Source organism: Lysinibacillus sp. OF-1, assembly GCF_028356935.1.
Taxonomy (GTDB): domain Bacteria; phylum Bacillota; class Bacilli; order Bacillales_A; family Planococcaceae; genus Lysinibacillus; species Lysinibacillus fusiformis_D.
Genome location: NZ_CP102798.1, coordinates 4,169,272 through 4,193,310, shown reverse-complemented (window position 1 = coordinate 4,193,310; position 24,039 = coordinate 4,169,272). Strand labels below are relative to the sequence as shown.

14 protein-coding genes are annotated in these 24,039 nt (G+C 37.2%); 9 read left to right on the top strand and 5 right to left on the bottom strand.

What is annotated here, in order from left to right; translation table 11 throughout:
- The 5 genes from groES (at position 1) to NV349_RS20485 (ending at position 5,584) form a co-directional block, all read left to right on the top strand.
- The gene (gene groES, locus NV349_RS20505) at positions 1 to 285 is read left to right on the top strand and encodes a co-chaperone GroES (protein ID WP_004224358.1); all 285 of its coding nucleotides are present in this window, start codon (positions 1 to 3) and stop codon (positions 283 to 285) included.
- A 130-nt stretch (positions 286 to 415) separates the two neighbouring features.
- Positions 416 to 2,047, top strand: coding sequence for a chaperonin GroEL (groL, locus tag NV349_RS20500; RefSeq protein WP_058843576.1), 1,632 nt, complete (start codon positions 416 to 418; stop codon positions 2,045 to 2,047).
- Between the two features lie 670 nt (positions 2,048 to 2,717).
- Positions 2,718 to 3,797, top strand: a complete 1,080-nt coding sequence (locus tag NV349_RS20495) for a FecCD family ABC transporter permease (RefSeq protein WP_036118993.1) — start codon at positions 2,718 to 2,720, stop codon at positions 3,795 to 3,797.
- A gap of 4 nt (positions 3,798 to 3,801) precedes the next feature.
- Positions 3,802 to 4,563 carry an ABC transporter ATP-binding protein gene (locus tag NV349_RS20490; protein ID WP_036118991.1) on the top strand — a complete coding sequence of 254 codons (762 nt, stop codon included), beginning with the start codon at positions 3,802 to 3,804 and terminating at the stop codon, positions 4,561 to 4,563.
- Between the two features lie 10 nt (positions 4,564 to 4,573).
- Positions 4,574 to 5,584, top strand: coding sequence for an ABC transporter substrate-binding protein (locus NV349_RS20485; RefSeq protein ID WP_036118989.1), 1,011 nt, complete (start codon positions 4,574 to 4,576; stop codon positions 5,582 to 5,584).
- A gap of 353 nt (positions 5,585 to 5,937) precedes the next feature.
- Here the strand turns inward: NV349_RS20485 and NV349_RS20480 are convergent, their stop codons facing one another.
- The 3 genes from NV349_RS20480 to NV349_RS20470 all read right to left on the bottom strand — a co-directional run bounded on the left by NV349_RS20480 (position 5,938) and on the right by NV349_RS20470 (position 11,993).
- Entirely contained in the window at positions 5,938 to 9,105 is a 3,168-nt protein-coding gene (locus NV349_RS20480) for a non-ribosomal peptide synthetase (RefSeq protein WP_271911074.1), read from the bottom strand.
- A 135-nt stretch (positions 9,106 to 9,240) separates the two neighbouring features.
- Positions 9,241 to 10,989: a methyl-accepting chemotaxis protein gene (locus NV349_RS20475; protein ID WP_036118985.1), complete on the bottom strand. Its 1,749-nt coding sequence runs from the start codon at positions 10,987 to 10,989 to the stop codon at positions 9,241 to 9,243.
- A gap of 539 nt (positions 10,990 to 11,528) precedes the next feature.
- A complete protein-coding gene (locus tag NV349_RS20470; protein WP_036118983.1) occupies positions 11,529 to 11,993 on the bottom strand; it encodes a hypothetical protein in 465 nt (154 codons plus the stop codon).
- Between the two features lie 150 nt (positions 11,994 to 12,143).
- On the opposite strand from NV349_RS20470, the gene NV349_RS20465 reads away from it, so the two are divergent.
- Positions 12,144 to 13,481, top strand: a complete 1,338-nt coding sequence (locus tag NV349_RS20465; protein ID WP_101967020.1) for an AAA family ATPase — start codon at positions 12,144 to 12,146, stop codon at positions 13,479 to 13,481.
- Positions 13,474 to 14,205 (top strand): hypothetical protein, encoded by a 732-nt coding sequence (locus tag NV349_RS20460; protein WP_036118980.1) that lies wholly within the window; start codon positions 13,474 to 13,476, stop codon positions 14,203 to 14,205. Before NV349_RS20465 ends, NV349_RS20460 begins: the two co-directional genes overlap by 8 nt.
- Before the next feature lie 43 nt (positions 14,206 to 14,248).
- On the opposite strand, the gene NV349_RS20455 is transcribed toward NV349_RS20460, so the two are convergent.
- Positions 14,249 to 19,339, bottom strand: a complete 5,091-nt coding sequence (locus NV349_RS20455) for a DUF4132 domain-containing protein (protein ID WP_271911072.1) — start codon at positions 19,337 to 19,339, stop codon at positions 14,249 to 14,251.
- Between the two features lie 13 nt (positions 19,340 to 19,352).
- Positions 19,353 to 19,772 carry a hypothetical protein gene (locus NV349_RS20450; protein ID WP_058843580.1) on the bottom strand — a complete coding sequence of 140 codons (420 nt, stop codon included), beginning with the start codon at positions 19,770 to 19,772 and terminating at the stop codon, positions 19,353 to 19,355.
- Positions 19,773 to 20,447: 675 nt separating this feature from the next.
- Here NV349_RS20450 and NV349_RS20445 point away from each other — a divergent pair.
- Positions 20,448 to 21,620 carry a glycosyl hydrolase family 18 protein gene (locus NV349_RS20445; protein ID WP_419185182.1) on the top strand — a complete coding sequence of 391 codons (1,173 nt, stop codon included), beginning with the start codon at positions 20,448 to 20,450 and terminating at the stop codon, positions 21,618 to 21,620.
- 126 nt (positions 21,621 to 21,746) lie between these two features.
- Positions 21,747 to 23,960: a YcdB/YcdC domain-containing protein gene (locus NV349_RS20440; RefSeq protein ID WP_058843581.1), complete on the top strand. Its 2,214-nt coding sequence runs from the start codon at positions 21,747 to 21,749 to the stop codon at positions 23,958 to 23,960.
- Positions 23,961 to 24,039 lie beyond the last annotated feature (79 nt).

Genomic DNA, 24,039 nt, shown 5'->3' with positions numbered 1-24,039 from the left:
TTGTTAAGACCACTAGGAGATCGTATTGTAATTGAACTAATCGAGGTAGAAGAGAAATCTGCATTCGGTATTGTACTACCTGACTCTGCAAAAGAAAAACCACAAGAGGGTAAAGTAGTAGCAGTTGGGACAGGTCGTGTATTAGAGAACGGGCAACGTGTAGAGCTTGACGTTAAAGTTGACGACCGCATTATTTTCTCTAAATACGCTGGAACAGAAGTTAAATTTGAAGGTAATGAATACCTAATTTTACGCGAAAGCGATATTCTTGCAATTATTGAATAAGTACATTATTCACACCTTAAATAAAGGTGAAGGCTTATTGTTTGTTTAACGAAAATGACAATAAGATGAAATTGATATAAATATATTGAAGAAGCTTAACGAATATTCCATTTCAGGAGGGTAAATTCTCATGGCAAAAGATATTAAATTCTCAGAAGACGCTCGTTCATTAATGTTACAAGGTGTAGATAAATTAGCGAATACAGTAAAAGTAACATTAGGACCAAAAGGGCGTAATGTTGTTTTAGAAAAAAAATTCGGTTCACCACTTATTACAAATGATGGTGTAACAATCGCTAAAGAAATCGAGCTAGAAAACCCATATGAAAACATGGGGGCAAAATTAGTAGCAGAGGTTGCTTCTAAGACAAATGAAATCGCTGGTGACGGTACAACAACAGCAACAGTATTAGCACAAGCAATTATTCGTGAAGGCTTGAAAAACGTTACGGCTGGTGCAAATCCTGTAGGTATCCGCAAAGGTATTGATAAAGCAGTTGCTGCTGCACTTACAGAATTACACGCTATTTCTCGTCCAGTAAGCAATAAAGAAGAAATTGCACAAGTTGCTGCTATTTCTGCTGCAGATGATGAAGTTGGACAACTGATCGCTGAAGCAATGGAGCGTGTTGGTAACGACGGCGTTATTACAATCGAAGAATCTAAAGGCTTCACAACAGAACTTGATGTAGTAGAAGGTATGCAGTTTGACCGTGGCTATGCTTCACACTACATGGTAACTGACACAGATAAAATGGAAGCGGTTCTTGATAACCCATACATTTTAATTACTGATAAAAAAATTACAAACATTCAAGAAGTATTACCATTATTAGAACAAGTGGTACAACAAGGTCGTCCATTAGTAATCATTGCTGAAGACGTGGAAGGTGAAGCACTTGCAACGCTTGTTGTGAACAAGCTTCGTGGTACATTCAATGCTGTAGCAGTAAAAGCACCAGGCTTCGGTGATCGTCGTAAAGCAATGCTTGAAGATATCGCTATCCTAACTGGTGGTCAAGTAATTACTGAAGAATTAGGCTTAGACCTAAAATCAGCGGATATTTCTTCACTTGGACGTGCAGCAAAAGTTGTTGTAACAAAAGACAACACAACAATCGTTGAAGGTGTTGGCGGTGCAGACGCAATCGAAGGACGCATTGGTCAAATCCGTGCACAACTTGCTGAAACAACATCAGAATTCGATAAAGAAAAATTACAAGAACGTCTTGCAAAATTAGCAGGTGGCGTAGCAGTTATCAAAGTTGGTGCTGCAACAGAAACTGAGCTTAAAGAACGTAAACTGCGTATTGAAGATGCTCTAAACTCTACTCGTGCTGCTGTTGAAGAAGGTATCGTATCAGGTGGTGGTACAGCCCTTCTTAACGTCTATGCAGCAGTGGAAAAAGCAGCTGAATCAGTAGATGGCGACGTAGCTACAGGTGTGAAAATCGTTTTACGTGCTTTAGAAGAACCAGTTCGCCAAATCGCTAATAACGCTGGTCTTGAAGGTTCAATCATCGTGGATCGCCTAAAACGTGAAGAAGTTGGCATTGGTTTCAATGCAGCTACTGGCGAATGGGTAAACATGATGGAAGCAGGCGTAGTGGACCCAGCAAAAGTAACTCGTTCAGCTCTACAAAACGCAGCATCAGTTGCAGCGCTATTCTTAACAACAGAAGCAGTTGTAGCAGATATTCCAGAAGCAGCACCAGCAATGCCAGATATGAGCGGCATGGGCGGTATGCCAGGCATGATGTAAGTTTTAGTTTCAGCTAAAATTTTTGACTAAACATAACCACTTTCCATAACTTTATGGGAAGTGGTTTTTATAATGAATAGCTTAAATGTACAGCGCTTGTAACAAGTATATCGCTCTATATTTGTCCCATTCAGTCCCCTTTTTCCAATGAGCTCTATTTATAGTCGATGATCCATTTAACAGCAGGGTGATTTCATCATAGCTCCAATAAATTGTTTAAATTTACCTCCATCATCGATTGCTGATTTTCCTGTTGCCTAACCTCTAGTCAAGGTAGTTAGGCGAGGGGGATTCCAATAGCAATTCTCCTATAGCTAATTCCTCTAGTTCCCAATGAGATAATCATAAACCAATTAAAACAGACCCATAGTCAAAAATAAAAGCGAGCATTTTCGCATTCAATTGTTGATTATATTTAGTTAATTAGAAATTCCTAAATTTTCTCTTCTATATAATAAATGGGATTTCTAAACTTATTGTTGTGATGCTCAACGAAAAAATAATTTTAGTGAATGAAAGCGCCATTAGTGGATTATTCATCTACTAAATGTATGAATAATCTATAATTAAAAATTTTCCTGTTGTTTTTCAAAAGATTATCACTTACAATACAAAATGAAAATGATAATCGTTATCATTAACTAATAGTTTGTTAGATAGAGGTGAAATCTTGGATAATCAGGAAGCTAACAGAATAGGAATGGGCAATATTTATTATGTTATTATCTTGCTTTTAATAGGCGCCATTTTAATATCTGCCGTTTTTTCTGTATCAATAGGACAAGTCAGCATACCTTTTAAGCAATCAATGGATATTTTGCTACATACTATATCCAACGGGAAGCTTGGCTCGCTTGATAGTGTGGATAGTGAATCCTACTTGAATATTATTTTACAGGTCAGAATGCCTCGTGTGGTTTTTGCATTATTGATTGGCGTTGGACTTGCACTATGCGGGACTGTCATGCAGGCGGTTGTACAAAACCCCCTTGCTGATCCATACATACTTGGTATTTCTTCAGGGGCGTCATTGGGTGCAACCTTTGCCATTCTAGTTGGTTTTGGAAGTAGTGCATTGTTGGCACAGTTTGGGGTAGCCTTTGGAGCATTTGCAGGGGCAATGATTACCTCTATGGCAGTGCTGATCTTATCCAGCATTGGTGGTAAAGCGACATCAGTCAAACTTGTTTTATCAGGTGTTGTCATTGGAGCATTATGTAGTTCTTTTTCAAGTCTTATTATCTTTTTTGCGAATAATGCTGAGGGCATTAAAACCGTTACGTTTTGGTCTATGGGAAGCTTGGCCTCTGCTAGCTGGGATAAAACACCGATTTTAACAATTGTGATTGTGCTAGGGGCTGCGTTATTCCTTTTCCAACATCGTGTGCTAAATACAATGCTACTTGGAGATGAATCAGCTATCACATTAGGTATCAATCTAAGTGCTTATCGCAAATTGTACATGATCCTTACTTCGCTCATTACAGGAACAATGGTTGCTTATGCGGGTATGATCGGTTTTGTTGGTTTAATTATTCCACATATCACGAGAGGCATTTTTGGAGCAGACCATAAACGATTAATGTTAGGAACATTGCTCTTAGGTGGTCTTTTCATGATTTGGGCGGATATTCTGTCTCGAACATTAATCCAAAATGTTGAATTACCAATTGGTATCATTACTTCTGTCATTGGATCGCCATTATTTATCTATATGATTGTAAAAAAAGGTTACAACTTCGGAGGGTAGAACAATGGAATTAGTAGCAAAGGAAATAGAGGTAAAGATCGGCAAAAAGGAAATAGTAAAAAACATATCCATTCATGTGAATAAGCAACAATTTGTGGGCTTAATCGGACCAAACGGATGCGGAAAGTCAACTTTGTTGAAAAGTATTTATAAAAGCCTTGTGCCTCAAAAAGGGATGGTTTTTTTAGATGATTTAGATGTTTTGAAGAGTCCTGAAAAAAAGATTTCTCAGCACTTAGGTGTAGTAGGGCAATTCAATGAAATGCATTTTGATTTAACGGTACAGCAAATGGTGATGTTAGGCAGAACACCTCATAAAAAAATGCTAGAGTCAGATAACCAAAAGGATTTTGACATAGTGGAAGAGGCGTTAACGCGTACGAACTTACAATCCTATAGAGGGCGTAGTTTTCTTTCACTATCTGGTGGCGAAAAGCAACGAGTTATTTTAGCAAGAACGATTGCTCAGCAGCCTAAATTTATGATTTTGGATGAGCCAACAAACCATTTAGATATTCGTTATCAAATCGAAATACTATCCTGTGTTAGAAGTTTAAACATCGGTGTTTTAGCAGCGCTTCACGATTTAGAAATGGCAGCCCATTACTGTGATTATCTCTATGCGGTCAAAGATGGTGAAATCTATGCGCATGGCACACCAGCAGAGGTTTTAACACCGGAAACAATAGAAGCTTTATATCATATTAAATGTCAAACGTTTACTAATCCCGTGACAAACGGATTAGGCTTTGCATATGGACTATAGGAGGAACACCATGAAGAAAAAACTATTATTAGGAATTGGTTTAGCAGCTTTATTAACATTAACAGCTTGTGGTAACACATCAAAAAATACAGCTGAGGAAACACAAACAAAAGATTATTATCCACTGACAGTTGCTAACTTTGCAAAGGCTGAGGGAGGCTCAACGTGGGAAAAGAAAGATCAAGTATTCGATAAAGCACCTGAAAGAATTATGGCTAATACACGCCCAGCAGCAGAATTATTATTACATTTAGGATTAGGTGATAAAATCGTTGGTGTCGGTGCAAACTTTGGTGCAGTCGATAAATCTGTAGAAGAAGAATACGCTAAGTTAAATATTTTAAGTGATGAGTATGTAGGGAAAGAGGTTACATTAGGAACTGATCCTGATCTTGTATTTGGTCGCGGTGGCTTATTTGATAATGCTGAATGGGGCGTAGGGACAGTAGACTCACTTAATGAAATGGGCGTTAAAACATATGTTTTAGAATCATCTGTAACAGGTGGCACATATGATTCTATTTACAAAGATATCGAAAATATCGGTAAAATTTTCAAAGTGCAAGACAAAGCGGATAGCTTTATTAAAGAATTAAAAGGGCGACAACAAAACATTTCTTCAAAATTAGAAAGTATTAAAGAAGAAAAAACTTTTGCTTATTTGCATACAAATGATCCAAAAGAGCTTTTTGTATACCCAGCTCACGATGAAACATTCTTCAATGACGCATTCAAAATGGTTAAATTAGATAACATTTTCAAAGATGAAACAGGCGATGTAAGTGTTGAAACATTAATTGCAGCAGATCCAGATGTATTAATTCTTCCTAACTGGGATGGTTCTGATCTAACAAAAGTACGCGAAGAAATTTATGCAAATCCTAAACTTTCAAGCATGAAAGCTATTAAAAATAAACAAATTTATATCGTAGATTATAATTACATGTTTGGTTATGGCTACAACACAATAGATGGAATGGAAGCATTAGCAAAAGAGATGTATCCAGACTTATTTAAATAAGAGAGTCGATTAGACAACTTAAAAAAGGGGGAGAAATTATTAATTTCTCCTCCTTTTTGTTATAGCAATGGAAGCAGCTCTCTATTAAACATTGTAATTGTTTCAGCAGATGGATAAAGGATGTTGTGAATCGAGAACGAGCTAGAAAGTTCTTTCTTGGCTCGCTTAATATTAATGGTATCAAACAAATGAGGTTTATAGCACATGCCCAACCAAGCAATGCTCATTGCTGATCCTGCAAAATCCTGTATTTCTTAAATTTTCGTTAAATATCAGAAGGGAGTACTTAAAAAAGTATCCTACTCTGTTAGTGTTAACGATATGCAAATAGCTGTATATCCTGTTTGATTATCTTATGTTGACTTGACTTGACTTGGAGCAGGGAAGTAGCCTGTATCTATTCCATATTGAATCATTCTGTGAATAAAGGCTGTATTAGGTACTGCACATTCAATTTTCGTATTGACTAAAAATTCTAGTGTTTTTTTGCAATTGAAAATAAACGGGGAATCACCAGCTCCATCACCTTCAAGCTGAGCAATGGCTAACAATAAATATTCCTGTGCTTCTTTTGTATGCTCACTATGCAATAGCCAATTTGTATATTCCTGTGCTGAAACGATTGATAGATCATAGCCAAATTCCTTAATCATGTCGATTAATTCTAAATAAGGAAGCGATACAGGATTACATAAATGGAAGACATGACCGTTTGCTGCTGGCTGACTCGCCAGAGAAACGAGTGCTTGGCTCGCATAATTAATAGGAGTAAAGTCAACATGCCATTGTGCAGTAGGTGTTTTACCTAAATAAAGCATCGATTTAATCATACGGTAAAAGGCATTGTCATCAATATTACGTTGGAATTTGCCTGTTTCAGAGTGACAACTTAAATTTCCTACACGATAAATGGAAATAGGAATGGCATCATTTACAGCATTTCGAACAAGATTTTCCGCCTCTAGCTTACTTTGGGTATACACATTATTAAGCTTCACATCGTAATTAAAATTACCTTTTGCCTCATTTGAGCCCCATTGAATGGCAGCTAACTCCTCTGGAATACCAATTGTTGATACATAATGGAAATGCATACCCGGTTTTCGTTTAGCTATTTCAAGCAAATGGCGAGTACCATTCACATTGACATTATTGAAATGGTCAGCCGCACCAAAATGACGTACATCTGCACCACAATGAATGATTGCATTGATTTTTTCCAGCAACATTTGTTCAGCTTCATCAGATAAATCAAGTTGTTGCTTTCCTAAGTCGCCTGGGATAACTGTGACACGCTCTTTCATAGGATGAACAAGATCGTTGCCAAAGTAAAATTGCATACTATCCATTAGCTTGTCCTCAATCGTTGCATGGGCACCTGGTCGAATAAGACAGTAAATATGTGCATTTGTTGCTGTTAACAGCTCGTATAATATATGGCTTCCTAAATAACCTGTAGCTCCTGTTAATAATACCGACGTCATTGGCAAGGGTCTTACAGTTTGAGAGACTTGCAGCGGACTTGGTTCCATTAAATCCTTAAAAACAAGATTAGCTGGTTGCTCTTGATTGTCATTAGCTTCCGGCTGATAATGACGAATATATTGATCTAGCTCTGCAATCGTTTGGTAGTGGAAGAAATCTTGTATTTTTAAGAATGGTATATGCTTTTTCACTTGTACAAGAATTTCAAGCACTTTTAATGAATGACCTCCAATATGGAAGAAATTATCGTAAATGCCTATTGGCTCGATACCAAGTGCATTTTCCCATGCGGTAGCTAGCAGCTGCTGTATATTATTTTGGGGTGCGCTGTATGCATGGCTACGTGATAAAACCACTTCCAGTGATGCTAGTTGTTTTCGATCGATTTTTCCTGTAGGAGAAAGCGGCATTTCAGGCAATTCTATAAAACGCTCAGGCACCATATAATCTGGTAGAAGAGTTGACAGGTAGTCTCTTAAAATATCTTCCTCAAGTTGTATACCACTAGTCACTGTATAGTAGGCAAATAAATGATTGTTACCATCGGACTTTTTCTTCGCAATGATTACGACTTCCTGAATGTTAGGATGATTGCTTAACACCGTTTCAATTTCTCCAAGCTCAATACGGAAGCCCCTTACTTTGATTTGTGAATCCTTGCGCCCAACAAATTCAATAATACCACTAGGTAATAGGCGAACTAAATCACCTGTACGATACATTTTTTGTTCTGGCTTCAATAGATGAGGTACAAATACCTCAGCCGTTTTTTCTGGCTGATGTAAATAGCCTGCTGCTAAACCAGCACCTGCAATACATAATTCTCCAGTTTCATGAACTGGGCAAAGCTGCTCATCGTCATTAACAACATACATCTCATAATTAGCGATTGGTCTGCCAATAGGAATACTGGATTGTTTATCTATTATAGAATCCTTTATCTTGAAGTAAGAGGACAATACTGTACATTCAGTTGGTCCGTAAAGATTAATAATCTCTGTAGTTAATCCAAATTTTTCATGCCATTTTTGAACGACAGCAGGTAATAGAGCTTCGCCACCAACAGATAGGTAGTTTAGTGTTGTCAGTTTTTCTCGGTATTCTACAGGTAAATGTGTTGCTAGCTGTGTAAAGAAAGCATTGGGTACAGTGGCAGCGGTTACTTGCTCACGACCAATCATATCAGCAAATGCTTCAATCGATAGACGTTCCACACTTGTTAGCATATGAAGCCTTGCTCCAGAAAAGAAAGCGGTAAAAGTCTCTGTTACTGATGGGTCAAAACTATAGGAGATAAACTGAGAATATACATCGTCTTGTGTTGAATGGTAGATTCTTTGATTATCTGTAATCAAATTAATAACAGATTCATGTTTAAGCATAACCCCTTTTGGTTTGCCCGTAGAACCAGAAGTATAAATAATATAGGCTAGGTCGGATGGATGTATTTCACAAGTTAGATTTTCCTGTGAGTAGCCTTTTTCTGATTGGTTGATCGTTAACACTGTACGTGTTTGGGAATCATTATGTATGAAATCATTCAGTAATGCTGTATGTTCGTTTTTCGTTAGAATAAACGGGGCACCTGTATCGTTTAATAGATACTGACACCGTTCTTTCGGGTAGCTTGGATCAATAGGAACATATACACCACCAGCTTTCAGGACACCTAAAAGGCTGATGATTGTTTCTTTACTTCGTTCCATAACGATTGCCACATAGTTTCCTTTTTGCAGACCGTTTGCTATTAGCATGTGAGCAACTTGATTGGATTGTTCATTTAGCTGATGGTAGGTCATCTTACCATTTTCAAAGGACAATGCAATGCGTTCAGCAAACTGTTGTGCTGCCTGATAAAATACGTCAGGTATTGTGGTGTTTTGATCGTAGTCAGCTAATGTTTGGTTTAAAGTTTGATAGGCTAGTAAATCTTCTTCGTTCAACAGTTGTGTACGATTGGATGGTAGAGTTTGTGGCTCATAAGAATGCGTATTATTCTCTAATGGGTATACATCAAATTCTCGTTTATTATTCAATCATGACAACTCCTATTTTAGAAAAGGGCAGACACTTATGAAGGAGTGTTTATGCCATTAGTTCCACAGAAAATGAATCATTCTCAGAATTCTAACGGACATACATCTCCTGATAAGAGCAGCCCTTTCGCTTTTTTATTTCACTACAAAGGTATTAACAACATTTAATAGTTCATCAGATAACTCGGATAATACTTGAGCTTCTTCAGAAACTCGTTGTACGGTATTCAGCTGAGAGGCAGAAGTTGCGGCAACTGCTCTCGTATTGTCTTTTGAATTGATAGAGAAGTCTTCCATATCTTTAACAGCAGATGTTACTTCTTCCATACCAGCTGCCATTTCTTCAATCGTAGCAGAAAGCTCTTGAATTTGTCCTGTTACATGATGAATGGAAGTTAGAATCTGGCTAAATGATTTTTCTGAATCATTAATCATAACAATTCCATGATCGACCTCTTCTACAGCGTGAACCATGATATTGACAGATTCGTTTGTATCATGCTGGATATGAGAAATAAGTGTAGAAATTTCCCGTGCAGATGCCTCAGACTGTTCAGCAAGCTTACGTACCTCGTCAGCAACCACTGCAAACCCACTACCAGCTTCTCCAGCACGGGCAGCTTCGATGGCTGCATTCAATGCCAGTAAATTTGTTTGGGAAGCGATTCCCGTAATAATGCCCACAATTTCTTCAATTTTATTGGAGTGATCGCCAAGTAATTTAACAGAAGCAGCAGACTGATTTACAGCTTTACTAATCGCATTCATTTGTGCAACTGATTTATTTGTCGATTCATTACCTCTTTCAGCTTCCTCTGATGCTAAGATAGAGGATTCTGAAATTTGATTGGATGTCATCGCAATGCGTTGGATACCAATACTCATTTCTTCAATAGTAATCGTACTCTCTTTTGCCTTTTGAACTTGGAGATCCGCACCACTCGCAATTTCTTGCATGGAAGAAGCTACATTATTATAAGAATCGGAAGCTTCCTGCATATTTGCCGATAAAACGTTGGCTGTGTTTGACACACGAGCAGAAACGTTTGTTGTACTTTTAATGACAGTTTTTAGATTTTCAATCATTAAGTTAAAGTTTTGTGTGAGCGTTCCTATTTCATCTGTAGAAGTAACGGATAATGGTTCAAGCTCTAAATTACCTTCTGCTACTTTTTTAGATTGTAAGGAAAGCTGTTGAATTGGTGTTAATTTTTTTCTCAAAAGAGTGTATACAGCAATAGATGAACCAATTAAGAAAATAACAGTGACTAATAATGTCCATAGAGCTTCAGACATGGCTTTTCCAGTTACCATCGATACGTCATAGTCAATGGCATATGCAGCCAACATATCACCATTTTCATCTAAAATGGGTGTGAGGCCCGTTTTGTAGCTACCAAACTCATCGCTATAAATATCTGTTGCTGTTGCTTTTTTTGTGTTAAAAACCTCTTTGATTCTTGCTAGGAAATCGGGAGATAAACCCATAGCAATCATATCTTGATTATATTCAGCACCTAGTTCTAGTATACTAGATGAAAGAACAGGTGCATTAATATTTTCTCCATTAACCGTAATTAAAAATAGATTGGTAATGCTATCAGAATTGTCATTGATCGCATCCATTTCTCTTGTTAATTTTAAGGCGTCGGAGTTACTGTTTGTTGGATTATCTAGTATTGATTTCAACGTATTGATATCAATCGTTTTTGCTAAGATCATGCCTTTGTCAGAGAGCGATTGATCCATATCTGTTAAATTACTATTTCTGACAATATAATAAGAAAGGCCTAAAGTAACTAAACCAAATAATAATAAAATACTTACCATTATTACGGTTAGTTTTTTGCTAATGGACATATGCTGCTTCTTGCGTTTTTTCATACTTTTCCTCCTAATATGATATAACAAATATTTCAAGCTAAGGATAAGAAATGGATAATTTAGTCAATGTACTGCACATTGAAGATTGTGATGTTATTCGTAGAAGTCCAGATGCATATTAAATATTTATGAATGCAAAGTAATCTATTTATCCCCTAACATTAAACTACTATACTGCCAAAAAAATTGATTCACAACCCAGAAAACTTACTATTTAAAGTCTAGATTTATAAAATTAAAGAATGGAATTTAGTTTTTTAGTCTGTCTATTTTGTATTTTAGTCTGTATTTTTACAAAAACTCGAACGATTACTAGTATAAAAAAGAAGTTTGCTTGGAACTAGTCGATTTCAATTGAATTAAAAATTTGGTGGATATCCTATTTTTCAACTCCTTGTTAGGGCTTTTTACTTATTTTGTAATGTCTGATATGCATTGAGAATGCTATGGTTTTCTGTCATTTTTATTATGGGAATAAAATGAAAAAAAGGTTATTTCTTTATTCAAAGATGAACAAAGAAATAACCTTTTCTAATTGGCTATGGTCGAGGATTACCAAAGATACCTGGTAAAATATTAGGCAATCCTGGTATTAATGGTGGTGGGAAACCGGGATATTGCCCTCCTGGACGTGGTGGATAAGGTTGCGGCGGATAGGGCTGTGGTGGATATGGACGTGGAGGATAGGGTTGCGGTGGATAAGGTTGTGGCGGATATGGACGTGGAGGGTATGGTTGTGGCGGATAAGGTGGTGGATAGGGTGGTGGATATGGCGGAGGATAGGAACTACCAGGTGGTGTACCTGTACCTGCGGCAGTAATTTGACTAACATCCACAGTCACTATTTGACCGTTATCTAGCTGGATTTCAGCTGTTCTTCCTCCCGTGCCAAATGTTCGAATCAATGTACCTGCATAAGTACCTGTGGGGAGTGTTACCCATATTTTCATACCTGGGCGAAATTGACTGTTAAAATCATCAGGAGCTAATCTAGGATAAACCAATGAAACACACCTTTCTTCATTTTTTCTAACATATGCCTATTGCGATAATTGCCATAGGCTTTAGGCTAGTCGATACTTAAGGTTGAAATTGTTATAAAATATAACAATTTTCATTATAATAAGGAAAAAGGTTAAAAGGATGTTTAGCAAATGGCGATTATTAAAATAAAAAAGATGAACATACAAAATTTGCGAAATGTAAGACAAGGCGAAATTGTACTAGGAGTAAATTTTGAGACATTTCTACAAGCAAATGTTGTAGGGCTGTATGGACAGAATGGCTCTGGAAAGACAACCATTGTGGATGCATTTGAAATATTAAAGACACTTATATCGGGTTGGCTTGCTGAAGTGAAACTACCCTCACAAGAAAAACGACTTATCTTAGCAGGTGAGCAAACAGCCTGCATAGATGTCGAATTTTTAGTTGAAAATCAATTTGGGACGTTTTATGTAAATTACTATGTGGAGCTACAGGAGGATCAGCATCGGTTATATACAACGCTGGAACGTCTTAGCTATCGAGAAAATGCTAAAGGGAAGCGTTCAAAGATATTAGTAGCTGTAACAGAGAAGGACGTCCGAATTCGTCAATCAAAACTGGCTGATTTAAGTGAGCAGGCACGTATCCAATTACTTGTTATTCAACAGTTAGCAAGAAAGCAATATATGTCATTTCTATTCCATAAAGATGTAAAGCCATTGTTACAGGAACGACTTTCGGAGCAAGAAATGCAACTACTTCAAAATATTGCGGTTGATTTTAATAGAGACTTACATGTTGTTAATAATCAAAATATAGCACCATTATTTGAAGAACGGATCATGCCGTTTAGTATTCATTTAGAGAAAACGAGAGGTCTAATACCTTACGATTTAAAGGGACCAGCAATATTACGAGAGGATGCATTCTATGCATTATGTGAAGTAATTGAGCAAAGTAACCGTGTGTTAACGGCTATTATTCCAGGTCTAACTATTAAAATTAATGTGATTACAAAGCAAATGATGGATAATGGTGAGCCGGGAATTCGTTTTGAATTTTTATCACAGCGTGGAGAGAGGGAATTACCGCTGCGAACAGAGTCTGAGGGGATTTTAAAGATCATTTCTGTTCTTAGTGTATTGATAGCTGTCTACAATAATCCGAATGCCTGTGTGGTTATTGATGAATTAGATTCGGGAGTATTTGAATATTTGTTGGGTGAGTTGTTAACAGTGATAGATGAGGATGGAAAAGGACAACTTATTTTTACATCCCATAATCTACGTGTGTTAGAGGTGCTAGCTATTAAAAACTTATGGTTTACAACGACAAATGAAAATCACCGCTATATGCAGCTAAAAGGCATTAAAGAAGTAAATAATGCTAGAGATGTCTACTTACGTGCTATTCAACTTGGTGGACAGGATGAAGATGTCTATAAGGAAACCAAAACATTTAAAATTAAACGTGCTTTTCGTAAAGCGGGTGTTCAGTATGACTAAAAAGGTACTCTTAATCATTGTGGAAGGACAAACGGAGCAAATTATTTTAGAGGATTATTTAGATGCTCACTTTGCGAATTCAACCATACGTTTTGATGTACAACGTGAAGATATTTTGACAAAATGGGATGCCCATAAACGTATCCCGAATATTAAAAATAGTGTGGTACGAGTAATCCAAAGCTATCTTGAAAAATATAAATTTTTAGCAAATGATTTAACTGCTGTCGTTCATATTACAGATACGGATGGTTGCTTTATTGCACCGGAATGTGTCAAGGTAGATGAGAAAATTGAGCAAAATTTATTTTATACTGAGGATGCTATTTTAGTGAAGTCAGCTAAGCGTAAAGAACAAATTGAACAACGTAATGATATGAAAGCGAAGAATGCTAAAATTTTAATTGCCAACGACCATTTTAGCATTAATCGTATGAAAGTACCTTATCAATTGTTTTATTTCTCTACGAATTTAGAGCATGTTTTATGGGATGAGCGCAATGAAATCCCAACAGAAAAAATACAAAAAGCAGATGCGTTTATGGACAATCTATCTGGCACAATTGAAGAATATTTGAGAGCCTATCTCCCGGTTAGTTCAGAGCTACCTTATAGGGAAAAAATAAAGAAAAGTTGGTCGTTTTTAATGGAAGGTTGCCATTCATTGCAACGAGGTACGAATGTACCACTATTATTTGAAATGATTAAAACGGATGTACAATAAAAACAGGTGACTTGTTTTGTCACCTGTTTTTACTTGGCTTACATTAGCGCATTTGTTCATAGCTACGAATATGAGTTAAAATGGCAGGATCTTTAATTTTAGTATCTTCACTTAGTAATAACAGTTTTGACATGATTTCGGCTGTGCGTGGATCATCATCCACCATTGGTAAGAAAATTCGTCCACGATGCTGTGATGGAACAGCAATAATCGGAATCATCGAACCACCTACTTGATGCACCACACCGCTTCCTAAATGTAAGGAGTAGCTTGCTAGCTTACCTTCAATGAGGGCATGCTGTTTTTTCACTTCCACATTGTTTAGCTTCAATAATTTAGCTAATTCTTCTACAATAATACTGCGCATATCAACAGTAGAATGACTTGCCTCAGGATCTACACCACCAATATGAGCAACGCTGACAACAAGGTCAATATCTCGCATAACCTCAGAGAATATCGTAGCAGGAATAACATCTAACACGATATTTTTGCCGGTTAGACGATCATAGAAGTAAACCCCTTCGATTGCAGGTGCTTCAATTTCTGCTGGGGTAAACCAATCTGCCTGTGCATACAAGGATGCCACAATATTTTCCTTGTAATACACTTTACGAGGACCTGTTTCATAACTCATTTGCCAGCCTCGTGTTTTCAGCAAAGCTATTGTTTGTGATGGATTTACCTGATGTCCTGCATAGCGCAATGATTGTTTTTGTGCTTTTTCATCTGCATTGATGAGATATAACTCACGGAACACTTGCTTAAATGGTTGTTGTATTTTGTGCTCAAACATATAGGCTTGCCACTGTCTCCATTGACCACTTTCTAAAAGGTGATAAGGGTGGGCAATCTTGATGGCGGACGTTGGTGCCAGTGCCACAATGTCAGCAGATAAAAGCTGTAAGCCATCTGGTGTAAGCATGCCAACATGTTCATCACTGATAAAGATGAGCTTTTGTAAAAGGGGAGCTAGAATCGGATGAGCTAATAAATGGATAAGCTCATCAGCTGAAAATACGGTTTCTAATTCCATAGCCTGCTCCAGTGCTGGACGCGCCCGTTTATATTGTTCTTGTAAATCTTTTCGAGCTTCCTGCAAGGTTACAATAGCGGCATGTTTTTTTAATGCAGCAGGAATATTCTTTAGACGTTTACCATCCTTTTCAACAACAATGGCTACAGACGCATCTTCTTCAATTTGCAAATGAGCTGTAATTTGCTCGATTTGTTGTGCTTTAAATAAATACTTGATGTCGTTAAAGGCTGATAATTCCATACGCCATGTAAAGCGTGTGGCTTCTCCATCACCAGCATTGCGTGCTAAGTTTTCTAGTGCAATACTGGCTGCGCGTGCTTCACTAGCCCGGCGTTGCGCACCAAATTGCTTACTTTCCTTTAAAAATTGTTGAATAAATTGATAGCGTGTTAGGGCATCTTTATCATCAGATTTATTTAAAGGAATCAGGCCAAGTGCGCGTAATTTATCTTTATTACGCTTGTCTTGAATTTCTTGCATAAATGGTTTGGGACTGAGCTTACCGATAGCCGTATCTGCATAAAGCTGTGCCCGACGATGGTTGGCTCCTTCAGAAGCATATTTTGCTGCATCATAGACGAGTTTGAATTTTTTTGCACCAAGTGTTTCGTAGGCACTTTGGAACCAAGCTAAATCGAATGCACCATCACGAAAATCCTCAGCAGTTATGCTAGAGAAGAGGGCAATCTGATCTTTGGCAAAGTCTGATAAAGAATCAGTTGTATGGGCGATAAAATACCAGGCTGATTCCTTTAATCCATCCCAGTCAATGACCTCACTGACAAGGTCTATCCAATGCTGGTTGTACATCATGGCTTCGATTAAACGTTCTTTTGAAATATCTGTTTGTTCCCACGCCTCTTTTAATTGCTGTGCCGTTTCTTCTTTTTTAGGGTAGCAGCTAGTTAGCAATCGAGAGAATACATCCTTTTTCGTTTCGGCTTGCCAAATATAACCTCGTGCAAGCTTTTCTCCATCAAGTGCCTGTAGAATTTGTAAGAAATAATGAATACCCTCAAAATAAGAAATATTACTAGCAAGCTTGGTTACAGTGGTAGGTGTATCACCACGCTTTAGCTCTATGGCTAAAATACGATCAATCGCTTGTTCACGAATAGCAAAAAAATCTGTTAAGTCTTCAAATGACTGCTGATAGCGTTCTAGTAATTTATTAGGCTCGTTAAATATTTCTGAAGCAAGTGTATCAGTAAAGATGGCTTCAAATAAATGATCCTGTGTCAATAACCCAGCCTTCATAGCATCTAAATATTGGAACAGTGATAAATTGTATACATTAGCACTATAGCCTTCGTTTTTCATACGCTTTGTAAGCTCTTCATTGATCGCGAGCATTTTGACATATTCACCATAGGTTGAGTAACCAGACCAGCATCGCTCTACAAATGTCTCAATAACATCCAAATCAATAATAGTAGATGTAGAACGATAGTAATAATAACTTTGTTCTCTAACATCAAGCTGCCACTGATCTGCAGGGATTTGTTTGAATAGCTGTAGCATTATGCCGATAGCCTGTTCAAAGCTATTAAATTCAGGAGCATGCTTTTCTAGTAATGAGAGAGCTTCTTTATGCAACATTGTCTCTCCTGAAATTTTATCGCTATCTTGCGATAGCACAGAGAAAATTTGTTGGATCGTATAGTTATATTTCAAGGAATCAAATTGAACAACTCGTGCTTTAATTTCTTCGTATTGGAAGAAAGGTTTAATAAGTGTATGGGCTGCATCGGAAAGATCATGGGCAGCAGGGTATTCTGATAGATTATTGTAGAAATTAAAATAGACTAAGTCCTCACGGCTAAATAGAGATGACTTGATCCATTGAACAATTTCCTCAGGAATAGGATAAGCATCTAGACTAGCATCTCGCCGACTGTCCGTTTTATCTGTCAGGACACTATATTGTTGTCCTAACGTTGTAGTAATAGGCGTATCATTCCATTGGTACGTCTCATACTCAAGTTCAGCATGTTCATCAAGTACTTGGATAAGTTGCTCAAGCTTCGACAGCAATTTTTCAATATCATATTGAAAAAATTGTTCAAATGGTGTCGGTGTCTGTACATAGAAAGGAACAAGCTGCTGCCAAGGTTCTTCACCATTCATTTGAATGGCCCCATCGGCAATACGATCATATTGAATAGGGGAATGCGGCGTATATAAGCCAAAGCCATTGCGCTCGTTATACTGTGGTACATCCCTTGCTACTAATTGTTCTAACAGAACTTGTTCATTTTTTGTTACTTTTGGTAATAAGGAACATAAAGTGGTAATTTGCTCACTCGTTAAATTGTCGTCCTTAGAAGCTTCTAACAGTAATTCAAGTCCTCCAAGCCTTTTTAACTGCTTACTATCTTTTATCAGTCGTTCAGCACTTTGTAATAACGGGTCCTGTGGTTGAGCTTTTAACAAGGAGATAGCCTCTTTACGAAGTGCCCCTGATTTATTAGCTAAAAGATCTTCAATTTTTACGATTTCTTCTTCGGTTGGTGTCAGAGCATGTATTTTTTTCAATGCAAGAGAACGATTGATGGAGCTGCGATCTCGTAAAGAATTAAATAAAAATTCACGTTGACCTTGTGTTTTAGGATCAAGACAATAAATATTAAGTAAGCCGATTCTACCTGATGGTGAGTAGGAATCTGCCTGTGCAATAATTCGTTGGAATAATACCTCATCTTGTACATGATGGGCCAAAATAATTTGGGTTGAAATTAAATCTTCTAATGATAAATGGACATGGACAAAGGATAAAGGTTTACCTGTAATATTCAGCCCTTCTTTTGTAACTTCATTCTTAGCCCATTCCAGTTGTTCGAATAATAGATATTCAATGCCTTGCAACTGTGCATTTTCTTGCATGAATTTTTGAAGGTTTTGATCCCATTCATGATCTCTTGCATACTCGCTATTAATATAGTGGTTAGCATAGAGGAAATTGCCCCATGCAAAGGCAAATAACTCGATATCTTTCGTCGTTAAAATTAAATCCTTCACAAATGGCGCTGTAAAGGAGGTCTTAGATAAATTTTTTAAAAAGGCAAGCGTTGTAAGCTGGATATGTTTGTTACGCTTTAAGAGCGTTGTCACGACAGCATCTAGCCTTGTATAGTCTCTTGTAGCAGTTGCCCATAATGCGACATAAATATCAATTGTACGTTCACTCTTTAGTAGCTGTTCAACAAAGTTATCTTCTTCGATGGCTTGGACAGCTAAAGCTAAAACTTCCTCCGTCACTTTTTGATTTTCAAAGCTATTATAGCCAAGCCCCATCCAAGTATCGACTGCTCGAATCACAGAGGAGAAGCGTGTTAGTTGATGTTCTTGAATAAGTTTCATCATTTTTAGCTGTGCATCAAGATTGCCATGGTCAATATTTTCAACGATTGCTTGTCGTAGCCCTTCTTGACGGGCAGCTGCTACTAATAATTTGCCAAGAGCCTCATGCATACGGTGGTTATTGGACTTAAAAATACCCCGAATGAACGGATGACCGAAAAAGCTACTGTGATGCTCATCAAATAAAATACTTTCCACTACCTCTTCAATAGAAGGATTTTCTAAAGAGAGTTCGTCAGCAAGCAACTGTTCAAAGACGTTAAAGCCCATTACTTTTATATTTTCATTCTTCAAAACGTAAGAGCTGTAATTGGGATAGGTACCATGTTCGTATTGATGATGATTCGCTAGTAACTCCTCCAAAGTAATTTCCTCAAAGGTCAGCATTTCTTCTATTAATTGTAAACACTGGAAAAGATGATCCTGCACGGGTTGAGATGAACGAAATGATCGACGTAAAACATCGGTTTGGAACATTGTAGCATCAAAACGTAATGCTAGTTTCTTAATCTTTAGTGCACGTTCTTGTGAAGAAAATAGCGTAAGCACGTCAAATAGTGGACCACTAAATAGCTCTTCAAGTGTTGAATTTTGTTGAGCAGCAATCAGCTGTTCTATTTCATAATCTCTGTTGTCCATATATTTTAGTAATGCTGCAGCTAATGGCTGTATAGCTATAGGTGCGGAATCGACTATACCTTGAAAATATGTTTTTTGTTCATGTGAAAGTGTCATGAAATATCCCTCCTTACCAAATGCGTCCTGCAAGCATAGTTAATTTAATGAATGTAAAAACATCGTCTTCCTGTATGGTTAAAGGTGTAGTAAGAGAATCTAGCGACTCCTCATTGTGAAGGACCAAGAACAGCTCATCTTGAAATGCTTGAAGCATATTGGACATGGCTTGGTCAACTGACTGTAAAGAATCATTTTTCTTCTCTCCAAAATGTACTTTCCCATACTGGGTTGCGTCATCTAATTGCTGATCCGTTAAGTAAAGATGAAGTGGTGTATCGACCATTTTTTCATTAAATTGTTGTACCTGCTGTGTCACAAGTTGAACAAGTAAATCTTGTAAAGTTGTAACAGGCTCATCAATAGAAAATGGAATTTTTTGAAGCTTACGAGATTTCTTGCCGATTACTTTTTGCTGGTAAAATAAACGCAATCTAACACCTCCTTACAATAATTTCATTATACAAGAGTGGTGATAGTGAAAAGAATAAGGCATATGATACTAGTTGCGTTAAATATTTCGGGAAAAGTGCGACAAAAACTAGCGTACAGAGACTTATGTATAAGGTAGAAAGAGGGGGAATTTATACAGAAGGATATGTCATATATAGAACGTTTGTACGATAAATATTTTAGGGTTGTGTATCATTTTGCGTTTTCTTATACAAATAGTAGAGAAGAAGCAGAAGATAGGACACTAGATATATTGAAAACATTAAAATGAAGGGAAAGTAAAAACATGGATATTATCGAGTACATGGCATACAGCAGTAGAATACATAGCAAACAAAAAATCAGGTGAATGGGGGTTCCGAAGCCTTAGGAAATTATTATTCATACACTAATAAAAAAACTATTTTAAAAAGGATGACAAAATTCATCCACTATTCGAAGTAATAGATTTTTGTGGTGTTGTAGCAAGACATCTTTTCTTATCGGGTTTCATAAGATTTATAGGTATGATTTTATCAAGCGAGAAGGAGGCAAAATCATTCAAATACATGTTGTACGGGCTGGCGAGTCTTTATGGGGTATTGCGCAGGCGTATGGGACTACGGTTCAGAGTATTGTAGAGGCCAATCAAATTCCCGATCCAAATCGTTTAGTTGTGGGGCAAGCTCTTGTGATCCCAATTGTCGGAAGTTTTTATTATGTACAGCCAGGCGATAGCTTATGGTCAATCGGGCAACGCTTTGGTATTAATTATGTAACGCTTGCTCAAGTAAATGGTATTAATCCCAATCAACCATTAGCTATTGGAACGAGATTATATATTCCACAACCGCCAAAAACTAGGGCAGAAACATTGGCGTATTTAGAGCCCAGAGGAACATCTGTTAGCGAGGCCCTCTTGAATCAGGCTAGGGAAGCGGGTCCCTATTTAACATATTTAGCTTTATTCAGTTATGAGGCAAGAAGGGATGGAACCCTACAGAGACCACCGAGTCAAGGTGTGACACAAATTGCGGATGATACGGGAGCATCTCTGGCTATGGTTATTTCCAATCTGGAGAATTTTAGTTTTAGTGGCGAGTTAGCGAGAGATATTTTTCAAAGTACGGCTGTTCAAGATTTATTATTTGATAATATTCTTGCAGAAGCAAAGCGACTTGGGGAAGTGAAAGATATCCACTTTGACTTTGAAAATTTGCCAGCAGATCAACGACAAGCTTATAACAATTTTTTAAGAAGAGCTGTCGAAAAATTCCATGCTCAAGGATATACAGTGTCTACCGCACTAGCTCCAAAAACAAGTGATAGTGAACGAGGTCCATGGACAGCAGCACATGATTATAGGGCGCATGGAGAAATAGTCGACTTTGTTTTACTCATGACCTATGAATGGGGATATTCTGCAGGACCGCCAATGGCCGTTTCGCCTCTCCCTGAGGTAGAAGCTGTTGTAAAATATGCGATTAGTGAAATACCTGCAAGTAAAATTATGCTTGGACAAAATTTATATGGCTATGACTGGACGTTACCTTTTGTACAGGGTGGACCGTACGCGGAAGCACTTAGCCCACAAAGAGCCATTGAAATTGCCAAACGTTATAATGCAGCAATTCAGTTTGATTGGCGAGCCCAAGCACCATTCTTTGAATACTATGATGAGCAAGGTAGGGCACATATGGTGTGGTTTGAAGATGCTAGATCTATTCAAGCAAAATTCAATCTTATTAAACAATATAATCTCCGTGGTATTGGTTATTGGAAGTTGGGGCTACCATTCCCTCAAAATTGGGTATTAATTGGAGCCAATTTTGATGTGGTGAAGAAATAACATGAGGAAGGAAAATAGGGTTTACCCAATGTATTTTCTTCTAAGTGGAAATTATCTGTAAAAAACATTTCTAAATATCGGAAAATACATTATAATTATGGTAAATAGTATTTTAGGAGGGATATTTTGGGTAAATTTAAAAAGTTAGGTATTATTTTGACGTCAACAGCATTTTCTGTTGGTATTTTAGCACCAATTTCGCATGTATCTGCAAATGTAAAGGAATCATCGGAGCGTATCGAAATTCAGGTAGCTTCAACTGAAACAAAAGTTACAAAAAACATGCTGATAAAAAAATTACGTTCACTATTCCCAGAAGAGTTCAAATTTGTAGCGGATAATGACTTTAATTCTGGACCAGGTCATTTTTATAGAGATGATACAACGGTTCGATATGAACTAAACTTCTATAAGACAATTAATGGTAAAGATGCACATGGTAGTTTTGTATTTAAGGGCGATGATTTAGAACTAGAAAGTTTTTATTATCAGCCTGCAAATATAGCAGAAGCAATCTATCCAGCAAAGTATTCAGAGAATGAGGCGCAAAAAATTGCACAAAAATTCCTGGGTAAATTTGTTGATTCGGATAATTACAAACTTCGTGATGATTATAACGAATATGGTTTTAATATTACTAGACCGTTATCAGAACCAATTACTTACTCCTTTGTCTATTCACCAATTTATAATGGGGTTCTTATTGGAGATCAAAGTATTACTATTCATGTTCTGGCAAATGGTGAAATTACGGGGATGTCTAGTAATGCAGAATCTATTAGTAAAGCTTCCTTTGATCGTTTAGATCAAAAAAAGAATGAGGAAGATATGCTGGCACAAGTTCGTGATAATTTAGCTGTCGAGCTTCGTTATTATATTGATTACGACTACAGATCTAATCAACGTAATGTGAAGCTTGTGTATACGCCTGCCACAGGGTTCAATGGTGTACATGCTCTAAATGGGCAATGGCAGACAGCAAATGGTTTTACTGAGCAATTGCCGAAGACAAAGAGTGTTGAGAAAATTTCAGCACAGCCATTACCACCAAGAAAGAACGGTATGACGGCAGCTGAGGCTGAAGAGTTCGCGAAAAATTTCTTAAAGGTTGATGAGAGTAAAGCGAAGCTCAATATAGAATTAGTAGATGAAAGAGAAAATGACAATGGTGAGACGATATACTCTGTAAACTATACGTATATGTATGGCAATGGTGGATCTGGTAGCTCTTTAGAAATCAATAAGGCGACAGGTGAACTAGTTCAGTATCATGACCTATCGAGAGATTTTTTAGTAGATAACAAAGTAAATGCTATTTCGAAGGACGCTGCATTGAAGAAGGCAACTGATTACTTGAAGGAATGGGCACCTTCATATCTACATGAGTATTCAATGCCAATCGAGGATGCTGTATTTGATCAATATAGTAAGGAATATTACTTCACCTTCCCACGCATTATGAATGGAATTGCAGTTGTAGGAGATGGCTTATATGTAGGTATTGGCTCTGATGGATCTTTACGCTCACTAAGTGTATATAAGCAAAAGATAGATAGCTGGCCATCTATCAATAAGGTTATTTCAGCTGACAAAGCAAAAGAAGCCTATAGCAAGGCACTTACATTGCAACTACAATATGTAAAACAAGATATGGAGAATAAACAACATTATGATTTAGTGTATGCTCCTACGTACAATGGTAGTTTATTTAACCAGATTGATGCTATTTCTGGTGAATGGTTAAATAATGTAGATGACTCTAAAGAGAAGCCTGTTATTTCTCACCCAACGGCTGCCAAAGAGTTAAATTATTTATTAAATCAAAATGTGTTAGAGGTAAAAGATCTAGCAAACTTTAATGCGGATGCTGCTGTGACAAAAGGAGAAGCATTGAAAATTTTATTACATTCCTTAACATATGGTTACTATGGTAATGGAGATGGTGAAAAGCAATCCTTTAACAATATTGATAAAAAGCATCCACTCTATGGAGTAGTAGAACAAGCTGTTAAAATGGGGATCATACAGCCTGCAAATCAATTTGCATTGGATGCGACTCTGACTCGTCAAGAGTTCGCAGAGTGGTCAATCAAACTATTACAATTAGATAATGTTGCTAAATATAAAGATATTTATAAATTAAACTTTGCTGATGCAACTTCAATTGATCCAGCGTATACAGGCTATATTGCTTTAGCACATGGTATGGGTCTAATTGATGCACAGCAAAACAACTTTAATGCTACGAAGAGTGTGTCATATGCTGACTTGGCTATCTCAACAGTCCGTTTAGCAAAGGCTATTCAAGAAAATAAAGTTGATCGCAACTTCTATTATTAATTAGCGTGTCATTAAAAGGACATTTCCTCATCAAAGGAGATGTCTTTTTTGGGTTAGTTTATAGCTGGATGGGGAAATA